We start from the raw sequence: 23,507 nt of genomic DNA, 5'->3' as shown, positions 1-23,507 counted from the left end.
CAAATTTCAAGAGCTTAGCCAGAATGATTCACGCCTTTTCCGAGTCTCTCGTTCATCCCCTTGAATCTGCTCGATCTTTTTTCTCACCAGTTGCTTTTACGGCGGAAACAACCAGGAGATAGGGACGCCTGAGGAATGGATCCTGTCTCGACTGCTCAGCCGACGCGCTTTCCCTCGCCGTCGAACACATGCAGATATTCGGCGGGGAAGGCCACATTGACCTTCCGCCCCGCCTTCAACGCATCGCGGTCCAGCGTGAAGATCTTGAAGGGCAGCCCGTGCAGGGCAAGGTGCAGGATGATGCCGAAGCCTGTCGGTTCTATGAGTTCCACATCCGTGGCAAGGCCAGCTCCGTCATTCGTCATCAGCACATGCTCCGGCCGGATGCCGAGCGTCACCTTCGCACCGTCTGATAGCGGCAGCGGCTTTGCCAGCGGCACGATCGTTCCGTCCTGCAGCCTGACGCCGCCGGCGGTATAGCTGGACTCCAGGAAGTTCATCCCCGGCGAGCCGATGAAGCCGGCAACAAAGAGATTGGCGGGCCGGTCGTAGAGTTCGAGCGGACTGCCGACCTGCTGGACGACGCCGCCATGCATGGCGACGATCCGGTCCGCCAGCGTCATCGCCTCTATCTGGTCATGGGTGACATAGATCGAGGTCGCCTTCAGCTCGCCATGCAACTTCTTGATCTCGGCGCGCATCTGTTCGCGCAGCCGGGCATCCAGATTCGAGAGCGGCTCGTCGAACAGGAAGGCCTTTGGCTGGCGCACGATGGCACGGCCCATTGCGACGCGCTGGCGCTGGCCGCCGGAAAGCGCCTTCGGCCGCCGTTCGAGCAGTGGGTCGAGGCCGAGCTTGGCGGCGGCCGCCGCCACGGCGCTCGTGATCTTCTCCTTGGTAGTCTTCCGCAATCTCAGGCTATAGCTCATATTGCCGGCGACATTCATGTGCGGATAGAGCGCATAGGATTGGAACACCATGGCAATGTCGCGGTCCTTCGGATGCAGCTCGTTCACCCGGCTGCCGGCGATGCGGATCTCGCCTGATGTGACGTCCTCCAGTCCGGCGATCATGCGCAGAAGCGTGGACTTGCCGCAGCCGGAGGGGCCGACGAGCACGACGAATTCGCCATCCCTGATTTCGAGGTCAACGCCGTGCAGCACCTGCACGTGGCCATAGGCTTTGCGGATATTCTGGATATCGATCGATGCCATTCTGTTTAACCTTTGACCGCGCCGGCCGTCAGGCCCTGGACGAGATAACGCTGGATGAGCAGGAAGAAGAGGCCGGCCGGAATGAGCGCCATGACGCCCGCAGCCATCATCTGTCCGAAATCGACCGAGAATTTCGAGACGAAGGTGAGAAGCCCCACAGGGAAGGTCGCTGCGTCATTGCCGTTGATCAGCATCAGCGCAAAGAGCAGTTCGCTCCAGGCGGCGGTGAAGACGAAACCGAGCGTGGCGGCTATGCCCGGCAGCGTCAGCGGCAGGATGATCTGGCGGAAGGCCGTGAACTGCGTGGCGCCGTCGATCATCGCCGCCTCTTCGAGGTCCTTGGGTATGCCGTCGAAGAAGGACTGCATCAGGAAGGTGGCGAAGGGCACGTTGAAGGCGGTATAGACGATGACGAGCCCGGTCAGGCTGTTGGTCAGATGCAAGGGCGAGAGGATCTTGAAGATCGGCGCGACCAGCATGACGAGTGGGAACATCTGGGTCAGCAGCATCAGCGCGACGATCCAGTATTTCGCCCGGAAATTGAAGCGCGACAGCGCATAGCCGGAAAGCGAGGCGCAGATCGTCACTGTCACGGCTGTCGAGGCCGAGACGATCAGGCTGTTCTTGAAGAAGGTCGGGAAGGCGCTGTGCTGCAGCACGAAGGCATAATGATCCCAGCTCGTGCGCGACGGCCACATGCGCACGCCCTCGGTATAGAGCAGATCGTTCGGCGTCACCGAAACCTTGAGCAGCCAGAACAGCGGGAAGAGCGCGAAAGCGATATAGCAGAGGATCGCCAGACGGTGCGCGATCGTGGGGATGACGGATCGTTTCATGTCTCAATCCTTGTTCAGCAGCGTCTGCCGCAGCAGGATGATCAGCATCGAATAGGCAAGCAGCAGCGCGAGCAGCACCAGCGCGATCGCTGAGGCGTATCCGAAATCGAGCCGCTTGAAGGCGGTCGTGAAGATGTAGCTCGCGACGATCTGCGTGCGGTCGGCCGGACCGCCATTGGTCATGACGACGATCAGATCGGCGAAATTGGAGATCCACACGGTGCGCAGGAGCACGGTGATGGCGATTGTCGGCGCGAGAAACGGCAGGGTGATCGAGCGGAAGCGCTGGAACCAGCCGGCGCCGTCAATCGACGCCGCCTCGTAAAGATCGCGCGGGATCGCCTGTAAGGCGGCAAGCAGCGTGATGGCGAAGAAGGGGATGCCCCACCAGACATTGGCGACGATCGGGCCCCACATCGCATAATTTGGATCGGAGAGGATGTTGCCCGGCTCATGCATCAGTCCGAGCCCGAAAAGCCAGTGCGGGATCGGCCCGATCACCGGATTGAACAGCCAGGCCCAGTTCAGCCCGGCGAGAAATGAGGGCACGGCCCAGGGCAGGAAGACCAATGCCTGCGCGATCGCCCGCCCCGGGAATGGCTTGTCGAGCAGCAGCGCCAGGATCAGCCCGAAGACGAATTGCAGAGCGACCGAGGCGCCGGTCCACCAGAGCGTATTCCTGAGCGCTCCGTAGAAGGCAGGATCGCTTGAAAGCTCGCGAAAATGTTCGAGCCCGACGAAACCGCCGGAAAAAGGGTTGAGCAGCTGGATATCGCGGAAGGCGTAGGACAGTCCGAGCGTCAGCGGCACCAGCATGACAGCGACGATCAGGATCAGCGAGGGTGCGCTATAGAGATAAGGCTCCGAAGCATCGGCAAGGCGACGCAGCCACGGCCTGCGGTCGCGACGCATGTCGAGCGTATCGGCGGAAATGGTCATCGGATTGCAGTTTCCAAATGTAGATCAAGGCTTCGAATGCGTAGGCGGCCCCTCATCCGACCCTTCGGGGCCCTTCTCCCCGCCGGGGAGAAGGGCAATGAGGCGCCGCCACGAGTCTCTTCGCCCCAGCGGGGAGAAGGTGCCGGCAGGCGGATGAGGGGCTCGAATCTCGAAGCCCCTTCTATCTTCACTTCTTGCTCAGGAACTTCTGCTGCGCCTTGGTCAGGTAATCCGCCCACTGGTCGGCCAGATCCTTGGCCGAGATGTCGCCGAGCAGGGCCTGCTGCGAAGTCTTGATCGCCAGCGAATCCTTGAAGAAGGCGAACTCTTCCAGATAGGTCGGCATGACTGTCGGCACCGTGTTCGGGTCCGCCAGCTCCTCGAACCAGCCTTTGAACTGATCACCGGCATAGAAGGGATCCTTCTCCGCGGACGTATAGGCCGGCAGGGCGCCGATGCGCTTGTTCCACTCAAGATTGCCTTCCGGCCCTTCGAGCGTGGCTATCAGCTTCCAGGAAAGGTCCTTGTTCTGGCTCGTTGAAAACATCGACCAGCCGCCGTAGCCGATGGTCGGGAACGACTTGCCGTCAGGACCCTTGGGCAGCGGCGCGACACCAAAATCCTCCTTCTTCATACGCTCGGCGATCGCGATCAGCGCATCGGGATCCTGGTCGAGGAAGGCGCAGGTGCCCGAATAGAAGCCGGCGACGACTTCGTTGAAGCCCCAGTTGACGCTGTCCTTGGGCGCATAGCCCTTCTTGTAGAGATCGACCATCCACTCGATACCCTTCGCCCAGCCTTCGCTGTTCATGGTCGAGGTGCCGTCTTCCTTGAAATACTTGTTGTCGCCGGCCATCGTGGCGGCAAAGATCATCCAGCCGTTGAGGCCGCCCGGGCCGCCGCGCATGCAGTAGCCGTATTTGCCCGGCAGCTTGGAGACCTTTTCCGAAGCGGCGGCAAACTCCTCAAGCGTCTTCGGCGGCGCGTCGACACCAGCCTCCGCAAGCAGCTTCTTGTTGTAGAACATCGCCCTCAAATAGAAGCCGTAGGGCAGCATATAGGCGGTGTTCTTGACGTCGCGGCCAAGTTCGAGCGCACGCGGCGTCAGTTCCTTGGTGTGTTCCCATTTTTCGAGATAGGGCTCGAGGCTTTCCAGCATGCCGTTATTGGCATAGAGCGACAGCCAGGTATCCGGCATCTCCATCACATCGGGCACGTCGCCGGCCGACACCATGGTCGCGAACTTTTGGAAGGCTTCGTTCCAGGGCAGCGAGATGATGTCGACCTTGGTGCCGGGATTGGCCGCTTCGAACTTGCCGACGATCGATTTCAGCGTTTCGGTCCGCTCCGGGCTGGTGATGACTTCGACAAGCTTCAGCGTCGTATCAGCGAGCGCGGTACCTGCCATCATCGAAGCGAAGAGCGTCGAGATTATTAGTTTTTTCATGCTCAGTTCCCCCTTTTAGGTCTCTCGGGTTTCAGGATTGTGAGGCGGCGAGCGCCTCCTCGATGTCCCTCCACAGGGCCTCGGTTCCTTCGAGGCCGACATGGAGGCGTACGGATCGCGGGTGAATGCCGAAGGTTTGCGCGGAATTCGGCTGTGCCTTCTGCTGAAGCACCACCTCGCCCGGTACGATCAGGCTTTCATGTCCACCCCAGCTTACACCCAGTTTGAACAGCTTGAGACGGTCGGCAAAGGCGCGGATATCGACGCCGTCGCGGAAGATGAACGAGAACAGGCCCGAGGTGCCGTTGAGCCCGGCCGGCAGACGATTGGCGAGGCCTGGATGACAGACCGCCTCCACCACCTCGAGCTTCTGCAGGCGCCTGGCGATTTCAAGTGCGGACGCCTCATGCGCCTTCATGCGCAGCGGCAGCGTCCGCAGCCCGCGGATCAGCAACCATGCGTCGAAGGGCGAAAGCTTTCCGCCGAGATAGGGATAGGCCTCGGCCTTGACACGGGAGACCATTGTCTTCGAGCCGGCGATGACGCCCGCCACCACATCGCTGTGACCGCCGAGATATTTCGAGGCGGAATGGATAACGAGGTCGACGCCGAGCGTCAGCGGCCGCTGAAAGAAGGGGCTCGCCCAGCTGTTATCGATCATCGACACGACTCCATGATGCCTGGCCAACGCCGCGAGCGCCCCGACATCATGCGCTTCCATCACCCAGCTCGTCGGGCTTTCCAGGTACAGAACCTTGGCGCCGGGCAGCGCCTTCGCGACGGCCTCTTCGTCGCGCCCGTCGACATAGGTCACCTCGATCTTCATCCGCTTCAGGATAGTGCCGAACAGACGGAAGGCATCGGGATAGACATGCTTGACGGCGACGATGCGGTCACCGGGCTCGACGAAGCTCAGCACCGCCGAGGAGATCGCCGCCATGCCGCTCGCAAAACCGAGTGCATCCTCCGCACCCTCGAGCTTGGCCAGCATTTCCTCGAAAGCGCGCACCGTCGGGTTGAGCCCGCGCGTATAGGTCGGCCGCACCTTCTCGCCGCGATAGGCGGCAATCATCTCGTCGTAATCGGAAAAGGTGAAAAGCGAGGTCTGGAAAATCGGCGGCACGACGGCGTCGGCGAAGTTGCCGTCGTCGTGAGCGGTGATGAGGGAAGCAAGATCGAACGGATCTGCGCCGTTGCTCATTTGGACATTTCCTTGATGTCTTCCTCGACGATGTCGAGAATTTTCAATGTTTCCGCCCGCGCCGCCTCGGCATCCCGCGCAGCGATCGCGTTGAAAAGCGTGCGGTGAAAGGGAAAGGACCGGCGGGCGAAATCCTGCCGATCGAACGGATGCTCCCAGAAGCGCTCGAAGGTTTCGCGCATCTGCTCGAGCAGCTGGCGAAACAGCGGATTATGGGTGGCGTCGTAGACGGCGAGATGGAAGGCGAGATCCTCCGGTCCGGAGGTGCCCTTCTCCAGGTGCACCCGCTCCATCTCGTTGAGCTTCTCCTCGATGACGACGAGATCCTTCTCGGTGCGCCGCCTGGCCGCGACCATGCCCGCCTCGCATTCGATGCCGCGGCGGACCTCCAGCGTCTGCAGGAGCGCGTCGCGCAGATGCACCGCATCGAAAGACAGCGGCATATGGATCGTCGCCCTGGAAACGGGCTTCAACAGATAGGTGCCGCTGCCCTTGCGCGTCTCGATGACACCGAGCGCCTGGAAATGCCTGATCGCTTCGCGAATGGTCGAACGCCCGACGGCAAGCGCCGCCATCAGCTCACGTTCGGCCGGCAGCCGGTCACCCGCCTGCAGCCGCGCTTCCTCCACATAATCCGCCAGCGCGTCGGTCACCTGACGCGCGCGGTCCATGACGGGAAGCGGCCGTATCACCGGCCTGTCGCTACGATTTGCCTTCATGGTTCCCCATTTTTCTTCTAGGCAGTCGCGGAATTGGTCTGACATCTTAGCATTTCGCAAACGGGGCGAGCCGTCAAGCCGGCGACGGCGATTTCTGATCCCGCCCCTCCACTATTCCCTTTGTCTCTCCGAAATCACACTCGTACCTTTTCTCAGGAGCCTTCGCCGCCCTTGGACGCGGACTGACCGTAGTTCCGAAATAACCGCTTTGCGGCCGTCACTTCGTATCTGCTCACGGCGATGAGCCCCCGGAGAGGGTGCGCAATTTTCCATCTGAGCTCTGAAGGTCGTGGTCGGCCTGCTAGCGGATACGTCCGATTCGCGAGAGCAAGATGGCCGGCAGGATGCCGATCAGCACGATGGCAAGCGCTGCAATCGAGGCTTCCTCATAGGTGCCTCTGGCAGCTTCTCCATAAAGGTGAGTTGCGAATGTCTCGACATTGAGTGGCCGCAGGAGGAGCGTCGCCGGCAGCTCCTTCACGCAATCGACGAAGACCAGTAGCGCGGCAGCCGAGACTGCCGCCTTCGAGAGCGGCAAATGCACGTAGCGCAAAGTGCCTGCGGTGGATTGCCCCAGCGAACGCGAAGCATGATCAAGCGACGGGGAAATGCGCGAGAGACCGGCTTCTATGCCGCCGGCGGAGATCGCCAGAAACCGCACGACGAGCGCATATATGACGGCAGCACCCGATCCCATCAGAAGCAGACCGGTGGACACATCAAACAGGGAAAGCACCGTGCGGTCGATAAACTGATCGAGCCCGCCAAGGATGATCAGCACGCCGATGGCGACCACGGTGCCGGGAGCCGCATAGCCCATCGTGGAACAGCGCAGGAGCCAAGAGGACGGCTGGCCCGGGCGCAGGCGGGTGGCGTAGGCGGCGAGAAGCCCAAGGATGACGGTTGCCACTGTCGCGAGGGTAGCGATAACGAGCGTGTTTACGGCCTCATCGATGATGCGAGGGGATATGCCGGCGAACCGATAGCGTTTTGCCGCTTCGATCAAGAGATAGAGCGCGGGCGCGGCGAAGCCTAGGATGACCGGCAGAAGACCGCCGAGAAACAGCAGTATGCCTTTTCCCAGGGATACCCGCCGCGGTTGGAAATTCCGCATCCGACGTACATCGATCGCGTAGCGCTGCTTGCGTCGCGCCCATCGCTCCAGCGCAACAATCGCGATGACGATGAGAAGAAGGGCAAGAGCGATCTGCGACGCGCCCGATAAATCGGAGCGGGTGATCCACGTCGTGTAGATTGAAACGGTGATCGTCCGGACGCCGAGGAATTCGGCCGCGCCGATATCGTTCAACGTTTCCATCAGGGCAAGGCTGATACCCACGGCAACAGCCGGGCGCGCGAGCGGCAGGGCGACCCGCCAGAAAACCGCGCGGCGAGTTGTGCCGAGAGTGCGTGCCGCATCGACGAGATTACCGGATTGGGTGAGGAACATCGCGCGGGTGGGGATGTAGACATAGGGGTAGAGAACGATTCCGAGAAGCAGGATGCAGCCGGCCATGGAACGGACGTCCGGAAGGCGAAACTGGCGCGGGGTCTCGTATCCAAGCAACCACCGCACGGCATCCTGCACCGGACCGATTGGATGCATTATGTCCAGATAGGCATAGGCGACGATGTAGGTCGGAACGGCAAGCGGCAGAAGCAGCATCCATTCCAGCGCATGCCTGCCGGGAAAATCATAGGCGGTCACCAGCCATGCCGTCGTCGTGCCAACCACGGCAGTGATGACGCCGACCCCCGCAAGCAGAATGACGGTGTCGAGAAGCGCCACCGGAAGGATGGTCGAGAAAAGATGCCCCCAAAGACCCGCCGACCCCTTCGAAGCTTCCAGAATCAATCCCCCGATCGGCAGAATGGCGATGAGGGCGATAGTGGCAGCAATCGTCAGCCATACCCTGCCAGGGCGCTTTGCAGAGCGGGCGGGCGCCGGGCTGGAAAACATCATTCGATCCGTTCTCGGGGAGGAAGGCGCCTGTCAGCGGCGCCTTCCCTTTCCTTAGTTGTCGAAGCCGACCTTGTCCACGAGTTCACTCGCCTGCTTGCGATGGCTGACGATTTCGGACAGGGGCTTGCTGTCGATCTTTAGTTCGCCGAAGGATGCGATGATCGGATCGGCCGCGACCCCCGCCTTCACGGGATATTCGTAATTGCCCTCGGCATAGATTTTCTGCGCTTCGTCGGAGACGAGATATTCGAGAAGTTTGACGGCTTCAGCCTTGTTTGGTGAATGCTTGGCGATGGCCGCGCCGCTGATATTCACCTGCGTCCCGCCGTTCTTGAAGGTCGGCAGGACGACCTTGATGCCGTCGCCCCATTTGACCTGCTCTTCACCACCCTTGCCGGACCGCATCAGGCCGACATAATAGGAGTTGGCGATACCGATATCGCAAATGCCGCCGAGGATGTCCTTGGCCGCATCGCGATCGCCGCCGGCTGCCTTACGGGCGAGATTGGCCTTGACACCCGTCAGCCATTTCTCGGTTTCTTCCGCGCCGTAATGAGCGATGTAGTCAGCAAACAGCGCCGTATTATAGGGGTGCTGACCCGAGCGTATGCAGATCTTGCCCTTCCACTTGGGATCGGCGAGCTCCTCGTAGTTGAACGTGCTGATGTCGATATCCTTGGCCGCGTAGAGCACGCGCGCGCGCATCGAAAGTGCAAACCAGTTGCCCTTGGCATCACGCAGCTGTTCCGGGATAGCCGAGTTCAGAACAGACGATTCCACCGGTTGCGTTACGCCTTTGTCGACCAGATCGACAAGGTTGCCCGCATCGACCGTCATCAGGATGTCAGCCGGCGAGCTGGCGCCCTCGGAGGCGACACGCTCTGCCAGGCCGTCCTTCAGGAAAATGGTATTGACCTTCGTTCCGGTCGATTTGGTGAACGCTTCCAGAAGAGGTGCGATCAGAGCCGGTTCTCTCGTCGTGTAGAGGTTGATTTCTGCGGCGGCAGCGATGCAAGGCGACATCAGCGCCGAAGCGGCAAGCAGCAAGGATGTGAGGATGGAGCGCGAATTCATTATGTCCCTCCGAATGAACGCGCATTCTTTGCAGCAGTTCATGACCCTGAAAGTCAAGTTTTCCCTGGGACTTGATGCCAAATATCACGGAAACTTGATGAAGAGGTCAGCAGAACACGCTTGCGCAAGTCAGCTGTCAAAAAGCCAGTAGCCGCTCGGGGAGGATTGATATCTGAATATTCTCGGCGCCCGCGGGCAGCCGCTCCAAAGCCCTCGTCTTAAGCGGCTCCTCGAGGCCATCAACCTTCAAGGTGATCTGCTCGAATTCGCCATGCAGAACACGGTTCTCGATACGAGCGGCGATTCCCGAGCCGGGAGAAAGCGCAATTGCATGCGGGCGGATATAGAGGGTCACCGAGCTCGCGGGCGGACGATCGAGCCTATAGGCGAAGTTACCGATGACGGTCTCGATCCAACCGTCACGATAAACGCCGGGAACTCTGCTGGACGCGCAAAAAAACTCTGCCGCATAGGCATTCGTTGGACGGTCGTGCAGATCATAGGCGGAGCCGGACTGGACGATTTCACCTGCGCGCATCAGGACCACCTGATCGCCGACGGAAAGTGCTTCCTGGGGATCATGCGTCACGATGATCACGGTCGTGCCAAGTGTCCGCAACAGGTTCAAGGTGTCGCTGCGTACCTTCCCGCGCAGACCCTGATCCAGATTGGAAAAGGGCTCGTCCATCAGGACGATACTCGGCCGGGGCGCCAGGGCACGGGCTAGCGCGACACGCTGCTGTTCGCCGCCGGAGAGGGTGTGCGGATAGCGATGGGTCAGATGTTCTATTCCGACCTTGCTGATCATCTCCTCTGCCTGCGCGATTGCTTCACCCTTCGGATGTCGCTTGAGACCGAAGAGGATATTGTCCCGTACAGTCAGATGCGGAAAGAGAGCATAGTCCTGGAAGACGAAACCGACGCCACGCGCCTCCGGTTCGACGAAAGTGGCCGAACTTGCCACCTCGCGGCCTTCGAGAAAGATGCGGCCGGATTCCGGTGTGTCGACACCGGCGATCATCCGCAGGAGCGTCGACTTGCCGCAACCGGAATGGCCCACGAGCGAAACCGCATCTCCGCGCCGAATGTGAAGAGAAAGATCGCGCACGGCTGCAGTGATGCCGAAGCGGCGGGTAACGTTTTCCAGTCGTACTGCGATTTCGCTCATTTCAGCTTTCATGCTCGCCGGTAAGTTCCAGTGCAAGTCTCCAAACACCCTAAACATACCGAGGCGAGCGGGGACAAGCGCAATCTGTCCCTCAAGGGCGGCGAGAAGTCTGCTGTTCAAAATCGCGGTAAAACCTCCTTCGGGAAATTCGAGGCGGTATGCGTTTCAGTCGCGGTCGGCATCTTCAGACTGCACGGGATGGCGGAGCGGCGGATCTTGGCGAACACCGCCATGGTATTTCTGCGGTACTGGCGCCACAGAAACGACGCGAAGTTCTGGGAGTCCTTGGTTGCAGTTGAAAATCTGGCACGATCAATGTAATCGACAGAGCATGGTCAGGATGTACCGAATCGCACTGAGCAGATTGCTCTTCTTTGTGCGGCTGGCGATCGTCGTATCGCTGGCGGGGTACAACGTATCCAACGTAAACGCAGCCATGCACGGTCCTGCCTCTCAAATCGAGAAGACAGCGTCGGGCATTGCCGCGCACGCTGAGCACGATTTGGCCGGGGTCTCGGACCATCAGCATTCGCATGGCGATAGGGCCGACGACGCCGGCCCCTCAAAGATCGTCAAACAAGAATGCTGCAACGACTTTTGCGGCGGCTTCGTATTGCTGTGCACAGGTCAAGTCATGGGCGGGCCTGTCGTGTCCTCGATCCGGCAATTTGTCAACGACCAAGCCATGCTTGGTGAGTTGCCGCCCCTGCATCGGCCTCCGAATATCTGAATAGGGATCCACCCGTTTCGAACGGGCCCGTACGGCGCGCGAACTTTGCGTGCGCGCCGCCCGTAGCTTGATATTCGGATTCTTAAAAAATGAGACCTTTCCTATTGGCGCTGGGGTTGCCGCTGATTGCGGCCGCCTGCGCGTCCACTCCCCCTAACGTCGTCGCATTGGACGAGGTGCAGCAGGCGCCGATAGCCCCTGCCGCTCGATATCGATCGCCGATTTCGGATTATGTCGCCCGCCAGCCGGCCGATCCAAAGCCATGGCGACAACAGAACGACCGACAATCTCCAGCGGATGGAGATGCTTCATGACTTCGATCAGGAAGCTCGCAATGATGGCCCTATTGCCGATCGCCCTCGGTGGCTGCGTCAGCGGCGCTGAATATTCGAGCAAGCAAGCAGGCTTCGCCTCCGTGGCGGACAAAACCGCGATCGCGACCGCGAAGCAGACGGTCTGGATCCAGAACCAGAACCAGGCCCGGTCTGCCTCCGCTGAGGTCAAGAGTCTACTCGCGAGAAAGAAGGTCCTCGACGCCGAGACGGCCGTCCAGATCGCCCTGCTCAACAATAAGGGCCTCCAGGCCGCCTACGCCGATCTCGGCGACAGCGCGGCGGATGCCTGGCAGTCGACGATGCTCATCAACCCGACCGTTTCCATCGGTACGACAGGTATCGGCACACCTGAACTGGAGGCGTTCAAGACGATCGAGGGAATGATCACGACGAACATCCTGGCCCTTGCAACGAGAAAACGCGACATAGCGATCGCCGATACCCGCTTCCGACAGGCGCAATTGACCGCCGCCGTAAGAACGCTGGAGGTGGCCGCAGAGACGCGGCGCGCCTGGATCGGCGCGGTGGCGGCCTGGGAAAACGTCGGGCAGCTGCAACGCGCCCAGGCGACGGCGGACGCCGCTTCAGAACTTGCGGAGAAGCTTGGCGAGACCGGTGCAATGACCAAAGGCGCGCAGGCACGCGAACATGTGTTCGTCGCCGAGCTCGCCGGTGAGACCGCGAAGGCCCGCCTGGCGGCACGTCTTGCCAAGGAGGACCTGACGCGGATGATGGGTCTCTGGGGATCAGACCTGGATTACCAAGTCCCGAACAGCCTGCCGCCGCTGCCCAGGGCCGTCGTCAGACGCGACACCATCGAGGCGGAGGCTCTGAGGAACCGCATCGACCTTCAGGTGGCGAAGCTCGAACTAGAGGCGACAGCCAAGTCCTACGGGCTCACCGAAGCGACACGCTATGTGACAGATCTCGAAATCCTGACGGGCTTCGAAACGGAACGGGAAATCGAGGACGACGAGAAGAAGACCAGAACGACCGGCCAGGTCGAGCTGGAATTCATGATCCCGATCTTCGACACCGGCAAGGCGCGGATGCGCAAGGCCGAGCTCGCATACATGCGGGCGGCGAACCAGCTGGCGGAAAAGGCCGTCAATGTCCGCTCGGAAGCACGTTCGGCCTACGAGGCGTACCGTTCGAACTATGACATCGCGCGCCACTACCGCAATAATGTCGTGCCGCTGCGTACCAAGGTCGAGGAGGAATCCCTGCTGACCTACAACGGCATGATCACCAACACCTTCGAGCTGCTCACCGACACGCGCGACAAGATCAACTCTATCCTGCTTTCCGTCAACGCGAAGCGCGACTTCTGGCTCGCGGAGGCCAATCTCGCGCCTGCGATCTACGGCGGCGGCGCGACCAACGCATCGGCAGAGACCGAAGTCGCCGCTGTCTCCGGCGACAGCGGTGGCGGCCATTGAGAAAGGAACCCACCATGTTCAACAGACGACAACTGTTCGGTGCGAGCGCAGCGCTGCTGGCGACGGGCGCATGGACGAAAACCTCGGCGATGGGTCTGCCCGATGCCCCGACAATGGAATCGGCGGACATGCAGCCGCCGCTCCACCCGACCTCCGGTCCGGACTATCAGCCGGTCGTCACCCTCAACGGCTGGACCCTGCCCCACCGGATGAACAACGGCGTCAAGGAGTTCCACCTCGTAGCCGAGCCGGTCGAACGCGAGATGGCCGACGGCATGACGGCATATCTCTGGGGGTATAACGGCCAATCTCCAGGTCCGACGATCGAGGCGGTCGAAGGCGACCGGGTGCGCATCTTCGTCACCAATAAGCTGCCGGAACACACCACGATCCACTGGCACGGCATGATACTGCCGTCGGGCATGGACGGCGTCGGCGGGTTGACCCAGCCGCACATCCCTGTTGGCAAGACTTACGTTTACGAGTTCGACCTCGTGAAATCGGGCACCTTCATGTATCACCCGCATTCCGACGAGATGGTGCAGATGGCCATGGGCATGATGGGCTTCTTCGTCGTTCATCCCAAGGACCCGACGTTCATGCGCGTCGACCGCGACTTCGTCTTCCTGCTCAACGCCTACGACATCGATCCCGGCTCCTACGTGCCGCGCGTCATGGAAATGATCGATTTCAACATGTGGTGCTGGAACAGCCGCGTGTTTCCAGACATCAGCCCGCTCGTCGTTTCCAGGAACGATCGAGTGCGCGTGCGCGTCGGCAACCTGACGATGACCAACCATCCCATCCACATGCATGGCTACGACTTCGAGGTAACCTGCACGGATGGCGGCTGGGTCCGCCCGGAGGCGCGCTGGCCGGAAGTCAGCATCGACATCCCGGTAGGCGCCATGCGCGCCTACGAGTTCGACGCCAAATATCTCGGGGACTGGGCCATTCACTGTCACAAATCGCATCACACGATGAACGCCATGGGTCACGACATCCCGACCTTCATCGGAGCGGATAAGTCGAAGGTTGCCGAGAAGATCAGGAAGCTTCAGCCGGACTACATGCCTATGGGCACCAAGGGCATGGCCGACATGGGCGAAATGGAGATGCCCATTCCCGAGAACACCATTCCCATGATGACCGGCTGGGGGCCCCATGGCCCGATCGAGATGGGCGGCATGTTTTCGGTTGTGAAGGTCCGCGAGGGCATCTCGGCGGACGATTACTCCGATCCGGGCTGGTACGAGAACCCGCCCGGGACGCAGGCCTGGGAGTGGACCGGCGAACTGCCGGACGCGACCAAGGCCAAAGACGCGAAGACGCAAATCACGCCGAAGCCGACGAATGGCTGAGGTTCAACATCCCACATCAAAAAGGATCTACACATGAAGAATTATGTATTGGCACTGGCGCTTGCAGCGCTCGCAACTCCTGCCCTCGCCTCCGGCAATCATGCCGGCGGTCACGGTGAAAAAATGGCGGTCGGAGAGCCTGGGGACAAGGCCAAGGCAACACAGACGATCCGCGTCACGATGAAGGAAACCGACGACGGGAAGATGTTGTTCACGCCCGCCGTCTTCAATGTCCGCAAGGGACAGACGGTCAAGATTGCGATCAAGAACGCCGGCACCGTCGACCACGAGTTCGTGCTCGATCAAGAAGACAAGATCCTGGAGCACAAGAAGGTCATGGAGAAGTTCCCGGAAATGGAACATGCCGATCCCAATTCCATCCGCCTTCCGGCCGGTCAATCCGGCGAGATCGTCTGGAAATTCACCACCGACGGCGAGTTCAAATTCGCGTGCCTGATCCCCGGTCATTACGAAGCCGGCATGCACGGCGACGTCAGCGTCGCCGGGAAATAATCCCAACAAGGAGCCACGAATATGAAAACTACGATGATCAAAATCAGTCTAGCCGCCCTGCTCTCCGTCAGTGCGGCCTTCGGTGCGTTTGCTGAGGAGTTCACCAAAGGCGTCGTCAACAAGGTCGACGCCAAGGCGAAAAAGGTCACCATCAAGCACGAGGACCTGAAGAACCTCGACATGCCCGCGATGACGATGGTCTTCCGGGTCGAGGATCCAGCTATCATCGACAAGCTGAAGGAAGGCTCCAGCATCGAGTTCGTCGCCGAACGCGTGAACGGTAAGCTGACGGTCACCGAAGTTAAATAGTTGAACTCCTGCCGCCCGGATCCGCGTCCGGGCGGCAGCGGAAGAGGAGTGGAGACGATGCATAGGAGAAGCTTCATTGCGATGGCGATTTCCGCGCTGGCATTGCGCAGCGGCTAGGCCTTCGCCGCCGCGCCGGCAAAGATGATCGTCTACAAGGATCCGAACTGCGGTTGCTGCCATGAATGGTCGAAGGCAATGGCGGCGGCGGGATTTTCCGTCGAGGCCCGCGATACAGACGACCTTGCCGCGGTCAAGGCGCGGCTGGGCGTGCCTGTCGACCTGGAGGGATGCCACACGGCCGTGGTCGAGGAATATTACCTCGAGGGACACGTGCCGCTCGATCCTGTCCGGCGCCTGCTGTCGGAGCGACCGCCGCTCCGGGGGCTCGCGGTGGCGGGCATGCCGCCCGGCTCCCTGGGGATGGGTGACGACCCGCAGGCGTCCTATGACGTCTATGCTGTTCCCTTGGGAGCTGGCGCACCCTACCTGTTCATGGAGGTTCGTCCGCGAAAGGGTTGACGCCGCGACTGGCCGGCCGTACCAGAGCGCGCGGGTCCATTCGGGGCGCAGAAGCGACGCTCTAATTTTTCAATCCCGAACGTCAGGCTTTCCGACAATCGATACGAATTACGGGGATGCTCTAGCGCTCAGGAAGCAGGGGCGGTGCAGAGCGTCGCCCAGAGATCGTGCTTCCAGTCGGTCCCCGGCAGGGCGGAAATATCGACTGCATATTCGGCAGAATTCACGCGCACCGTGGCAGGTGAAACGCAGCGCACACTCGCGCCATGCCTTCCTTCGTCCCGATAGAGCACCGCTCCGCCGCCGTCGATTTCTGACAGCGTGATGACGACGTCGAAGTCGAAAGCGGGATCGTCGGCCGGTCCACCTTCCGTCAAACTGAGGCTCACCGACCGACCGCCCTCGAACGCAGTCGTGTGGAAAACGCCTGATGCGGCCGACATCGATGCGGAGTGGACGCACAATATCAGAGACAGAAGGATGCGGCGCATCTTCCCCTCCCGTGGTCAATGCCGTTTTAAACTATCATATTCCGGGAGGCTCCGCGACTGCTAGTAAACCACCTACGGTCGCCAGAAAGCCTGCGTCTCCTCGCGTGTGACCTTGCCGTCGCTGTTGGCGTCGACGCTGTCGAAAATGCGCTTGTGGATGGCCGTAGCCTCCTCGAAGGACAGCGCCCCATCCCCATCGCTGTCAGCGATCGCGAACATGATCTTCATCATCTGTCCGCGCATGCCCATCGGTGGCATGCCGCCCGTCATGCCGGGGTGCATCATCATTCCCTGGCCCATCATTTGGCTGGGCATCGAGCCGGCATCGGGCATGGCCTCCTGGCCTTGTCCACTCGTCTGCTCCGCTCCCGCAGGAGAGGCGCCCTCAGATCCATTCGCAGGATGATGCGGATCGGCCCCGTTCGTCTGCGCGAACGCAAACCCGGCATTGCCGGCGGCAATGGCCACGACCAGTAGGCCCGCGCCCGCAAGTCTTCTCGTTCTCATGTCGTTTCTCCTTTTGCTTGGTTGTATCCGCCCGTCCCTGACCCGGGACCGGCGGAATTCGAATGCCTGCCCGGCGAACCCGGGTCAGTCGAGCTGGTCGATCGACAAACGGCGCAGCCTGAGAGAGTTGGCAATGACGCTTACCGAAGATAGCGCCATGGCGGCTGCGGCAATAATCGGCGACAGCAGCAGTCCGAAGCCGGGATAGAGCACACCCGCCGCGATGGGCACGCCGGCTGCGTTGTAAATGAAGGCAAAGAACAAGTTCTGGCGGATGTTGCTCATAGTGGCGTGGCTGAGCTTGCGAGCCCTCGCAATACCTTGCAGGTCACCCTTCAACAGCGTGACGCCGGCACTTTCCATTGCGACGTCCGTTCCCGTGCCCATCGCGATGCCGACGTCGGCTGCGGCCAGTGCGGGCGCGTCGTTGACCCCGTCTCCCGCCATTGCGACAATGCGCCCCTCTCCCCGGAGTCTGGCGACCACCCTGCCCTTGTCCTCCGGCAGGATCTCGGCCTCCAGCTCGTCGATGCCGAGGCTTCTTGCTACCGCCTGCGCCGTCGTCCTGTTGTCGCCGGTGAGCATGACGACGCGGATGTTTGCCTCCTTTAGCGAACGGAGCGCCGCCGGAGTTGTCGCCTTGACCGGATCGGCGATGGCGATGAGGCCCCCGAGATTGCCGTCGACAGCAACGTAGATCACGGTCGCCGCCTCGCCGCGCAGCGTCTCGGCGTCGGCCATCAGCGCCGACAGATCGATACCCGCCTCTCCCATGATGCGGTGGCTTCCGATGACCAGCTTTCGGCCATCGACAACTCCGGTGACGCCCTTGCCGACGGGACTGTCGAACTCGCTAGCCTCGCCGAGCGTGATATTTCGGTCCTTGGCTGCGGCGACGATGGCTGCAGCAAGCGGATGCTCGCTGGCGCGCTCGAGGGTGGCGGCCAGCCTGAGAAGCTCAGTCTGCTCAAAGTCGCCGACGGTCTTCAGCGCCGTGACCTTTGGCCGGCCCTCAGTCAGCGTGCCGGTCTTGTCTACCACTAGCGTGTCGATCTTCTCAAAGCGCTCCAATGCCTCGGCGTTCTTGATGAGCACGCCCATCCCCGCCCCACGCCCGACACCCACCATGATCGACATCGGGGTGGCCAGCCCCAGAGCACAAGGGCATGCGATGATCAGCACGGCGACGGCGGCGACGAGGCCATGGGCGAAGCGCGGCTCCGGCCCCCAAATCCCCCATGCGACGAAGGCCGCGATGGCAATGAGGATTACGACCGGGACAAACCAGCCTGACACCTGGTCGGCGAGACGCTGGATCGGCGCGCGGGAGCGCTGAGCGTCCGCAACCATTCGTACGATCTGCGCCAGCATGGTGTCGCGCCCAACCTTGCCCGCCCGCATGACAAAGCCGCCGCTTTGATTGAGCGTACCGCCGATCAGCTTCGCTCCGACCTCCTTGGTGACCGGCATGGATTCGCCGGTGATCATGGATTCGTCGACTGAACTGCGTCCCTCGATCAGCTCGCCGTCGACCGGCACCTTCTCGCCGGGCCGGACCCGCAGGCGGTCGCCGACCGCGATGACCTCGAGTCCGACATCCTCGTCCGAGCCGTCCTCCCTCACTCGGCGGGCCGTCTTGGGCGCAAGATCGAGCAGCGCTCGGATGGCACCGCCGGTCTGCTCCCGCGCCCTGAGTTCCAGCACCTGCCCCAGCAGCACGAGGACGGCGATGACTGAGGCCGCCTCGAAGTAGATTGCCACGGAACCATCGCCGGCACGGAAGGTGGCCGGAAAAGCGCCGGGTGCGACCGTGGCGACAACGCTGTAGATCCAGGCGACGCCGGTTCCCATCGCGATCAGCGTAAACATGTTGAGGCTGCGGTTGACGAGCGATGCCCAGGCTCTTTCGAAAAACGGCCATCCCGCCCAGAGCACGACGGGAGTCGCCAAAACGAGCTGGATCCAGTTCGAAAGCTGCGGGCCGAGCAACATGTGCAGGTTGGTGAGATGGCCGCCCATCTCAAGAGCAAGCACCGGCAGGGTCAGCACGAGGCCGGTCCAGAACCGCCGCGTCATGTCGACGAGTTCGGCGCTCGGCCCGGACTCCATGGTCGCGACCTCCGGCTCCAGCGTCATGCCGCAGATCGGACATGTGCCGGGGCCGAGCTTCCTGATCTGCGGATGCATCGGGCAGGTATAGATCACGCCTTCCCGTGGCTCCGGCCTCACGCCCGCCCCTGCGATGGGCGCCTTCTCGCCGTGGAAAGGATACGCACCGTGGGAGCGCGCTGGCCCTTCGTTCATGTGATGATCAGTCATGGACCGTTCCTCCCCGACGAGTTCCGGCGGCGTCCGTTCCCCGGTCGAATTTTGGAAGGAACCGGGGGACCGCCCTGGCATAGGCCTCCCACCTCGCCCCGAACTCAGCCCGAGAAGCCTCCTCCTCCCGCTTCGCCAGCCGCACATAGATCCAGACTAAAAGCGGGAACATTGCGAGCGTCACCAGCGTCGGCCACTGCAGCAGGAAGCCGAACATGATCAAGACGAAAGCATCGTATTGCGGGTGCCGGACGCGAGCATAGGGACCGGTGGTCGCGAGGCGATGCTCGCGCTGGGCGGCGTAGAGCACATGCCAGCTCGAGGCGAGCAGCCAGAAGCCGGCGATGATCAGCACGGTGCTTGCGAGATGGAACGGCCCGAAATGCGGGTTGACCCGCCAGCCGAACATCATTTCCAGCAGGTGACCAGCGTCATGCGACCAAAAGTCAACGCCGGGGAACTGCCGCCCTAGCCAACCGGTCAACAGGTATATGGTCAGCGGGAAACCGTACATCTCGGTGAAGAGCGCGACGATGAAGGCGGAGAAGGCGCCAAGGGAACGCCAATCCCGTTTTGTTTCGAGTTTGGTGAAGCTTGCTGCAAACACGATGAAAACAACGGAATTGATGATTACGAGGCTCCAGAGCCCGTATGCCGAGGTGTCAGACATCGCCCGTCTCCTTGTTCGGTCGTACCGTACCCGCCCGGTGACGGGCATGGTCATGTCCGGGATAGCCGCCATGGCCATGATGGCCGTGATGCATGAACAGGTGCATCAGCGGGCAAGCCAAGATCAGGAACCAGGGCAGGATGCCAAGAAGGTGCACGCGGTGCTCGTAGGCGATGAGCCCCAGAGCGATCGCGGCGAAGGCGATGAAGACAATCCGGCTATATGTGCTCAAGGCGGATGAGGAATGATTGTCGCTCATGATAGGTGTCTCGTTCGCAAGAGTTTCGGGAAGGCGCGCGGTCTGTGGACTGCGTCAGCCGATGCCGCCGTAGGTGACGTAGGCCATATGCCCGTTGCCATGTGGTAGACGACATGAGTTCCGGAAGGCTCAGGTCGAAAGGCGGGGAGGGCCAAGTGTTGGGGGAGCGCTAGACCACGGCCGGTCTGATCACCCCGTACAAAATGCAGGAACGAACCGATGGCTGCGGGCGCTTCCGTGTCGTCAATGCTTGAGGTGAAGACGCAAACATCACATTGCGCGACGCAGCAAGCCACATGATTGGAGTTGTGAAATCCGCCTTGAGCAGCGTGAAGATCGCCTCTCAATGCGAGGGCATGCGCGACGCCGCTCTGGTCATGGGTCGGATGTTCGCGGCATTGCATCGCCTGCACGCCCGGCACCGGCGCAAAGACGACCGCAAGTACGACGACGAAGGTCAGCACTGCGATCGTCCCTGCTTTCTTGCGCCAGTCGGCGATCATAAGTTTGAATCCCCGTCTTTTTGTTCAGCCGAGACGCCGGCTGATGAAGTTGAAGATCGCGGCGATCAATGCTCCCGCATAGCCACCGAAAACGACGCTTTGAACCGTGCCCAGCAACACGCTCGCAGGATCGAAACCTGTGACGCCCACGTAGAATTGCAGCCAGGGTTTATGGAGGCCCCATTCGGGAGCGACGAAGCCCAGGAGCATGCAAAGCAGGAACGAGATGGCCGCAAATACGGCCAGCGTCGCGCCAAGGACTGGAACCGAGACATGCGAGGGCGTCGCCGTCAACGCGTCGGAGCGAGTGTGGAATGTTGTGTTTGCCATTGTGGTTCTCCTTTGGAGCTGCTGATTGCTGCACGACCACAGGGCGATACTGCGCCTATCCTCCGCAAATTCCTTGATCCACATCAAAAAGCCCCAGCCGGTTGCCACGGGATGATGTCAACTCAGCCAGATCTGGAACCGATGCGGCCAGTCTCGATGCCTAACTGCCCACCCGTTTCAGATCGACAAGCGCCTTGATCGGCAGGTGGTCGGATGCGATGCGCGCCAGCGGCGTATCATGCGCTTCGACCTCCGTGATAATGCCCTTGCGGTTGGCGATGATGCGGTCGAGCGCGAGCAATGGCAGGCCGGAGGGAAAACTCGGGACCGCGGGCGGCAACTCGCCGAAGGCGGATTGGAAGGTGTTGAGTGAGGAACGGTCGCCGAGCCGCCATTCGTTGAGGTCGCCGAGCAGGATGGTCGGCATTTCGTGCCGGTTCTTGATGAGCTCGACCAATGTGTGGGCTTGCTGTGCTCTGCTATGGCGCAACAGGCCGAAATGTGCGGCAATGATGCGCAGCACCCCGCCCTGCTCGAGCTCGATCTCGGCGACCAGCGCGCCGCGCGGTTCCAGACCCGGCAGCTTGACCTGGTGCACATCATGCACCAGCCCCTTCTTGAACAGCACGACATTGCCGTGCCAGCCATGCGCCTTCGCCATGCCGGCGACCGGCACAGGGATCAGCCCCGTCTCCCGTTCCAGCCGGCCCAGATCAAGAATGCCCGTGCGCTCGCCGAAACGCGTGTCAGCCTCCTGCAGCGCGATCACGTCTGCGCCAATTTCATGGATCACCCGGCTGGTACGCTCCGGATCGAAGCGGCGGTCGGTGCCGACGCACTTGTGTACATTATAGGAGGCGATCAACGTTCCGGCGCTACGCGGCCTTGCCTCCATATGCGCCGCGTCGAGCCGTTTCTTCCTGCTCTTGATCGAGTCGAGAATGCTGGCGGGGAGGCTGTCTTTCCTGGCGTGCATCGGCGGCGCACTTGTTTCGTTGATCAAAGAGGCTACTCACTCCGCAGTATAGGCGGACGCGCAGAACTTGCCATGTCGGAATGCAAAAAATCCGTCAGAGATAGGGCGATCCCAGCCACAACACCTTCTCAATCAGCCGCACCGGGAAGGGCCGCGCGCGTAAGCCGTCCAGCGTCACCAGCGTTGCCGATTTCAGGATTTCCTCGATACGCTCATCGATCTCGGCGGCAAAGCCCTCGTTCAGCACTTCGAGATCGACCTCGAAATTCAGCCTGAGCGAACGCGGATCGAGGTTGGAAGAGCCGACATAGGCCCAGGTGCCGTCGATCGTCAAAAGCTTCGAATGGCTGAAGCTGCCGGTCGAGCGCCAGATGCGGCAATAATTCTTGAGGATCTGATCGAATTGTGCCGTCATCGCCCGGTCGACCAGCATGAGATTGTTAACATCAGGCACGACGATATCGACTTCGACGCCGCGCCGCGCCGCGGTCACGAGAGCGCTGATCAGTTCGCGATCCGGCAGGAAATAGGGAGACATGATGCGGATCGATTGGCGCGCCACGGAAAAGGCGCCCATCAGCATCTTATGATTGGTTTCTACGCTGCGGTCGGGCCCCGACGCGACCACGCGCATCAGGATTGGGTCGCCGGGGCTGCGCTGCGGCGACTCGATGCGCCAAGCCTCGTCGTTCAACAGTTCGTCAGTGGTGAAGCGCCAGTCTTCGGCGGCAAGGTCGAAGAGGTCGGCGACGACCGGGCCGGTGACGCTGAAATGCGTATCATGGGCAAAGGTCTCGCCCGTCGCCTCCTCGCTAAAGCCCGCCCTGATATTCATCCCGCCTGTCAGCGCAATGCGTCCGTCGACGATCAGGATCTTTCGGTGGGTACGCAGATTGGCGTAGGGCAGCCGCAAACCCATGATGACATTGCCGTTGAAGACGGCGACGGTGACGCCGCCCTCCTTGAGGTAGCCGAGAATGCTCGGCACCGAATAGCGCGCGCCGACGGCGTCGATCAGCACCCGGACCTTGACGCCGCGCTTCACCGCGGCAATCAGCGCATCGGCGATCCGAATTCCGATGACGTCGCGGTCGAAGATGTAGGTTTCGAGCAGAATGCTGCGCCTCGCTTCGTCGACGGCCGATTTCATTGCGGCATAGGCCTCGTCGCCGGTCTCCAGCATGTCGATGGTATTGCCTGATGTCAGCGGGTTGCGTGTCACGCGGTCGCCAAGCGTCTGCAGCGCCGCAAAACGGCGGCCGAACTGGCTGATCACCGTCTCGGCGTCGGCGTCGAACGTCTCCAGCTCGTCGATCCCGGGCGCAAGCAGCAGGGCGTCGCGGCGAATGCTCAGCGATTTGCGGCGGATACGATTGATGCCGGCAATTGCATAAAGCAGCGCACCGACAACAGGAGAGAGGATGATGACGCCGACCCAGCCGATCGCCGCGCGCACCTCCTCCTTGGTCATGGCGGCATGAATCGCCGCCGCGGCCCCCATGGCGATCGAAACGACAAAGAGGATATGCGGCCAGTAGGTCGACAGCAGATAGAACATCGCTCGCCAATATAGCCGCGAAACGGCGGCGTTCAATTGCGCCGCCACTCTCCCATGACGCGAAATTTTTCGCCGTGTCCGTTCTCCCAATCGTCGGTTCGACCGCGGGAACAATCCCGATTGAGAT

General features: G+C 61.3%; 25 protein-coding genes. 7 read left to right on the top strand and 18 right to left on the bottom strand.

The genetic code is table 11. The features are described 5' to 3' along the window. Positions 1–155 precede the first annotated feature (155 nt). From J2J98_RS24980 to J2J98_RS24940, 9 genes are all read right to left on the bottom strand, one after another. Positions 156–1,214 carry an ABC transporter ATP-binding protein gene (locus J2J98_RS24980; RefSeq protein ID WP_207603533.1) on the bottom strand — a complete coding sequence of 353 codons (1,059 nt, stop codon included), beginning with the start codon at positions 1,212–1,214 and terminating at the stop codon, positions 156–158. Between the two features lie 5 nt (positions 1,215–1,219). Further along, complete coding sequence (locus tag J2J98_RS24975) at positions 1,220–2,050, bottom strand: carbohydrate ABC transporter permease (protein ID WP_064707197.1); 831 nt, start codon at positions 2,048–2,050, stop codon at positions 1,220–1,222. A 3-nt stretch (positions 2,051–2,053) separates the two neighbouring features. Beyond that, entirely contained in the window at positions 2,054–2,989 is a 936-nt protein-coding gene (locus tag J2J98_RS24970) for a carbohydrate ABC transporter permease (RefSeq protein ID WP_064707198.1), read from the bottom strand. Positions 2,990–3,176: 187 nt separating this feature from the next. Further along, positions 3,177–4,436 carry an ABC transporter substrate-binding protein gene (locus tag J2J98_RS24965; RefSeq protein ID WP_064707199.1) on the bottom strand — a complete coding sequence of 420 codons (1,260 nt, stop codon included), beginning with the start codon at positions 4,434–4,436 and terminating at the stop codon, positions 3,177–3,179. Positions 4,437–4,467: 31 nt separating this feature from the next. Further along, positions 4,468–5,637, bottom strand: coding sequence for a PLP-dependent transferase (locus J2J98_RS24960; protein WP_138395699.1), 1,170 nt, complete (start codon positions 5,635–5,637; stop codon positions 4,468–4,470). After that, the gene (locus J2J98_RS24955) at positions 5,634–6,356 is read right to left on the bottom strand and encodes a FadR/GntR family transcriptional regulator (RefSeq protein WP_097600853.1); all 723 of its coding nucleotides are present in this window, start codon (positions 6,354–6,356) and stop codon (positions 5,634–5,636) included. Before J2J98_RS24955 ends, J2J98_RS24960 begins: the two co-directional genes overlap by 4 nt. 301 nt (positions 6,357–6,657) lie before the next feature. Continuing rightward, entirely contained in the window at positions 6,658–8,316 is a 1,659-nt protein-coding gene (locus J2J98_RS24950) for an ABC transporter permease (protein ID WP_207603777.1), read from the bottom strand. A gap of 54 nt (positions 8,317–8,370) precedes the next feature. Next, on the bottom strand, positions 8,371–9,342 hold the full coding sequence (locus J2J98_RS24945) for a Fe(3+) ABC transporter substrate-binding protein (RefSeq protein WP_138395760.1): 972 nt from the start codon (positions 9,340–9,342) through the stop codon (positions 8,371–8,373). A 187-nt stretch (positions 9,343–9,529) separates the two neighbouring features. Next, positions 9,530–10,561, bottom strand: a complete 1,032-nt coding sequence (locus J2J98_RS24940) for an ABC transporter ATP-binding protein (protein ID WP_207603772.1) — start codon at positions 10,559–10,561, stop codon at positions 9,530–9,532. Between the two features lie 331 nt (positions 10,562–10,892). Between J2J98_RS24940 and J2J98_RS24935 the strand changes: the two genes are divergently transcribed. From J2J98_RS24935 to J2J98_RS24910, 7 genes are all read left to right on the top strand, one after another. Then, positions 10,893–11,291, top strand: coding sequence for a hypothetical protein (locus J2J98_RS24935; RefSeq protein WP_082928156.1), 399 nt, complete (start codon positions 10,893–10,895; stop codon positions 11,289–11,291). Between the two features lie 89 nt (positions 11,292–11,380). Continuing rightward, the gene (locus tag J2J98_RS30480) at positions 11,381–11,605 is read left to right on the top strand and encodes a hypothetical protein (RefSeq protein WP_082928155.1); all 225 of its coding nucleotides are present in this window, start codon (positions 11,381–11,383) and stop codon (positions 11,603–11,605) included. Then, a complete protein-coding gene (locus J2J98_RS24930) occupies positions 11,602–13,065 on the top strand; it encodes a TolC family protein (protein WP_246569459.1) in 1,464 nt (487 codons plus the stop codon). Before J2J98_RS30480 ends, J2J98_RS24930 begins: the two co-directional genes overlap by 4 nt. A 14-nt stretch (positions 13,066–13,079) precedes the next feature. Next, positions 13,080–14,426, top strand: a complete 1,347-nt coding sequence (locus J2J98_RS24925; protein ID WP_207603771.1) for a multicopper oxidase family protein — start codon at positions 13,080–13,082, stop codon at positions 14,424–14,426. A 33-nt stretch (positions 14,427–14,459) separates the two neighbouring features. After that, complete coding sequence (locus tag J2J98_RS24920; protein ID WP_138395702.1) at positions 14,460–14,939, top strand: cupredoxin domain-containing protein; 480 nt, start codon at positions 14,460–14,462, stop codon at positions 14,937–14,939. A gap of 21 nt (positions 14,940–14,960) precedes the next feature. Continuing rightward, a complete protein-coding gene (locus tag J2J98_RS24915; protein ID WP_064713370.1) occupies positions 14,961–15,248 on the top strand; it encodes a copper-binding protein in 288 nt (95 codons plus the stop codon). A 141-nt stretch (positions 15,249–15,389) separates the two neighbouring features. After that, the gene (locus J2J98_RS24910) at positions 15,390–15,767 is read left to right on the top strand and encodes a DUF411 domain-containing protein (RefSeq protein ID WP_246569458.1); all 378 of its coding nucleotides are present in this window, start codon (positions 15,390–15,392) and stop codon (positions 15,765–15,767) included. A 128-nt stretch (positions 15,768–15,895) separates the two neighbouring features. Here the strand turns inward: J2J98_RS24910 and J2J98_RS24905 are convergent, their stop codons facing one another. The 9 genes from J2J98_RS24905 to J2J98_RS24865 all read right to left on the bottom strand — a co-directional run bounded on the left by J2J98_RS24905 (position 15,896) and on the right by J2J98_RS24865 (position 23,380). Next, entirely contained in the window at positions 15,896–16,258 is a 363-nt protein-coding gene (locus J2J98_RS24905; protein ID WP_138395703.1) for a hypothetical protein, read from the bottom strand. A 72-nt stretch (positions 16,259–16,330) separates the two neighbouring features. Continuing rightward, a complete protein-coding gene (locus J2J98_RS24900; protein WP_207603770.1) occupies positions 16,331–16,765 on the bottom strand; it encodes an EF-hand domain-containing protein in 435 nt (144 codons plus the stop codon). Positions 16,766–16,849: 84 nt separating this feature from the next. Beyond that, on the bottom strand, positions 16,850–19,084 hold the full coding sequence (locus J2J98_RS24895) for a copper-transporting P-type ATPase (RefSeq protein WP_207603769.1): 2,235 nt from the start codon (positions 19,082–19,084) through the stop codon (positions 16,850–16,852). Next, complete coding sequence (locus tag J2J98_RS24890) at positions 19,077–19,754, bottom strand: methyltransferase family protein (RefSeq protein WP_207603768.1); 678 nt, start codon at positions 19,752–19,754, stop codon at positions 19,077–19,079. The genes J2J98_RS24895 and J2J98_RS24890 overlap by 8 nt, the downstream gene beginning before the upstream one ends. Next, on the bottom strand, positions 19,747–20,013 hold the full coding sequence (locus tag J2J98_RS24885) for a DUF2933 domain-containing protein (protein ID WP_207603767.1): 267 nt from the start codon (positions 20,011–20,013) through the stop codon (positions 19,747–19,749). Before J2J98_RS24885 ends, J2J98_RS24890 begins: the two co-directional genes overlap by 8 nt. After that, positions 20,010–20,516, bottom strand: coding sequence for a hypothetical protein (locus tag J2J98_RS24880; protein WP_246569457.1), 507 nt, complete (start codon positions 20,514–20,516; stop codon positions 20,010–20,012). Before J2J98_RS24880 ends, J2J98_RS24885 begins: the two co-directional genes overlap by 4 nt. 24 nt (positions 20,517–20,540) lie before the next feature. Beyond that, a complete protein-coding gene (locus tag J2J98_RS24875; RefSeq protein ID WP_207603766.1) occupies positions 20,541–20,846 on the bottom strand; it encodes a DUF5676 family membrane protein in 306 nt (101 codons plus the stop codon). Between the two features lie 160 nt (positions 20,847–21,006). Beyond that, positions 21,007–21,822: an endonuclease/exonuclease/phosphatase family protein gene (locus J2J98_RS24870; protein ID WP_207603775.1), complete on the bottom strand. Its 816-nt coding sequence runs from the start codon at positions 21,820–21,822 to the stop codon at positions 21,007–21,009. Positions 21,823–21,916: 94 nt separating this feature from the next. Next, on the bottom strand, positions 21,917–23,380 hold the full coding sequence (locus tag J2J98_RS24865) for a phospholipase D-like domain-containing protein (protein WP_064707471.1): 1,464 nt from the start codon (positions 23,378–23,380) through the stop codon (positions 21,917–21,919). Positions 23,381–23,507 lie beyond the last annotated feature (127 nt).

Source organism: Rhizobium bangladeshense (assembly GCF_017357245.1).
Taxonomy (GTDB): domain Bacteria; phylum Pseudomonadota; class Alphaproteobacteria; order Rhizobiales; family Rhizobiaceae; genus Rhizobium; species Rhizobium bangladeshense.
This window is presented reverse-complemented; position numbering and strand designations above follow the sequence as displayed.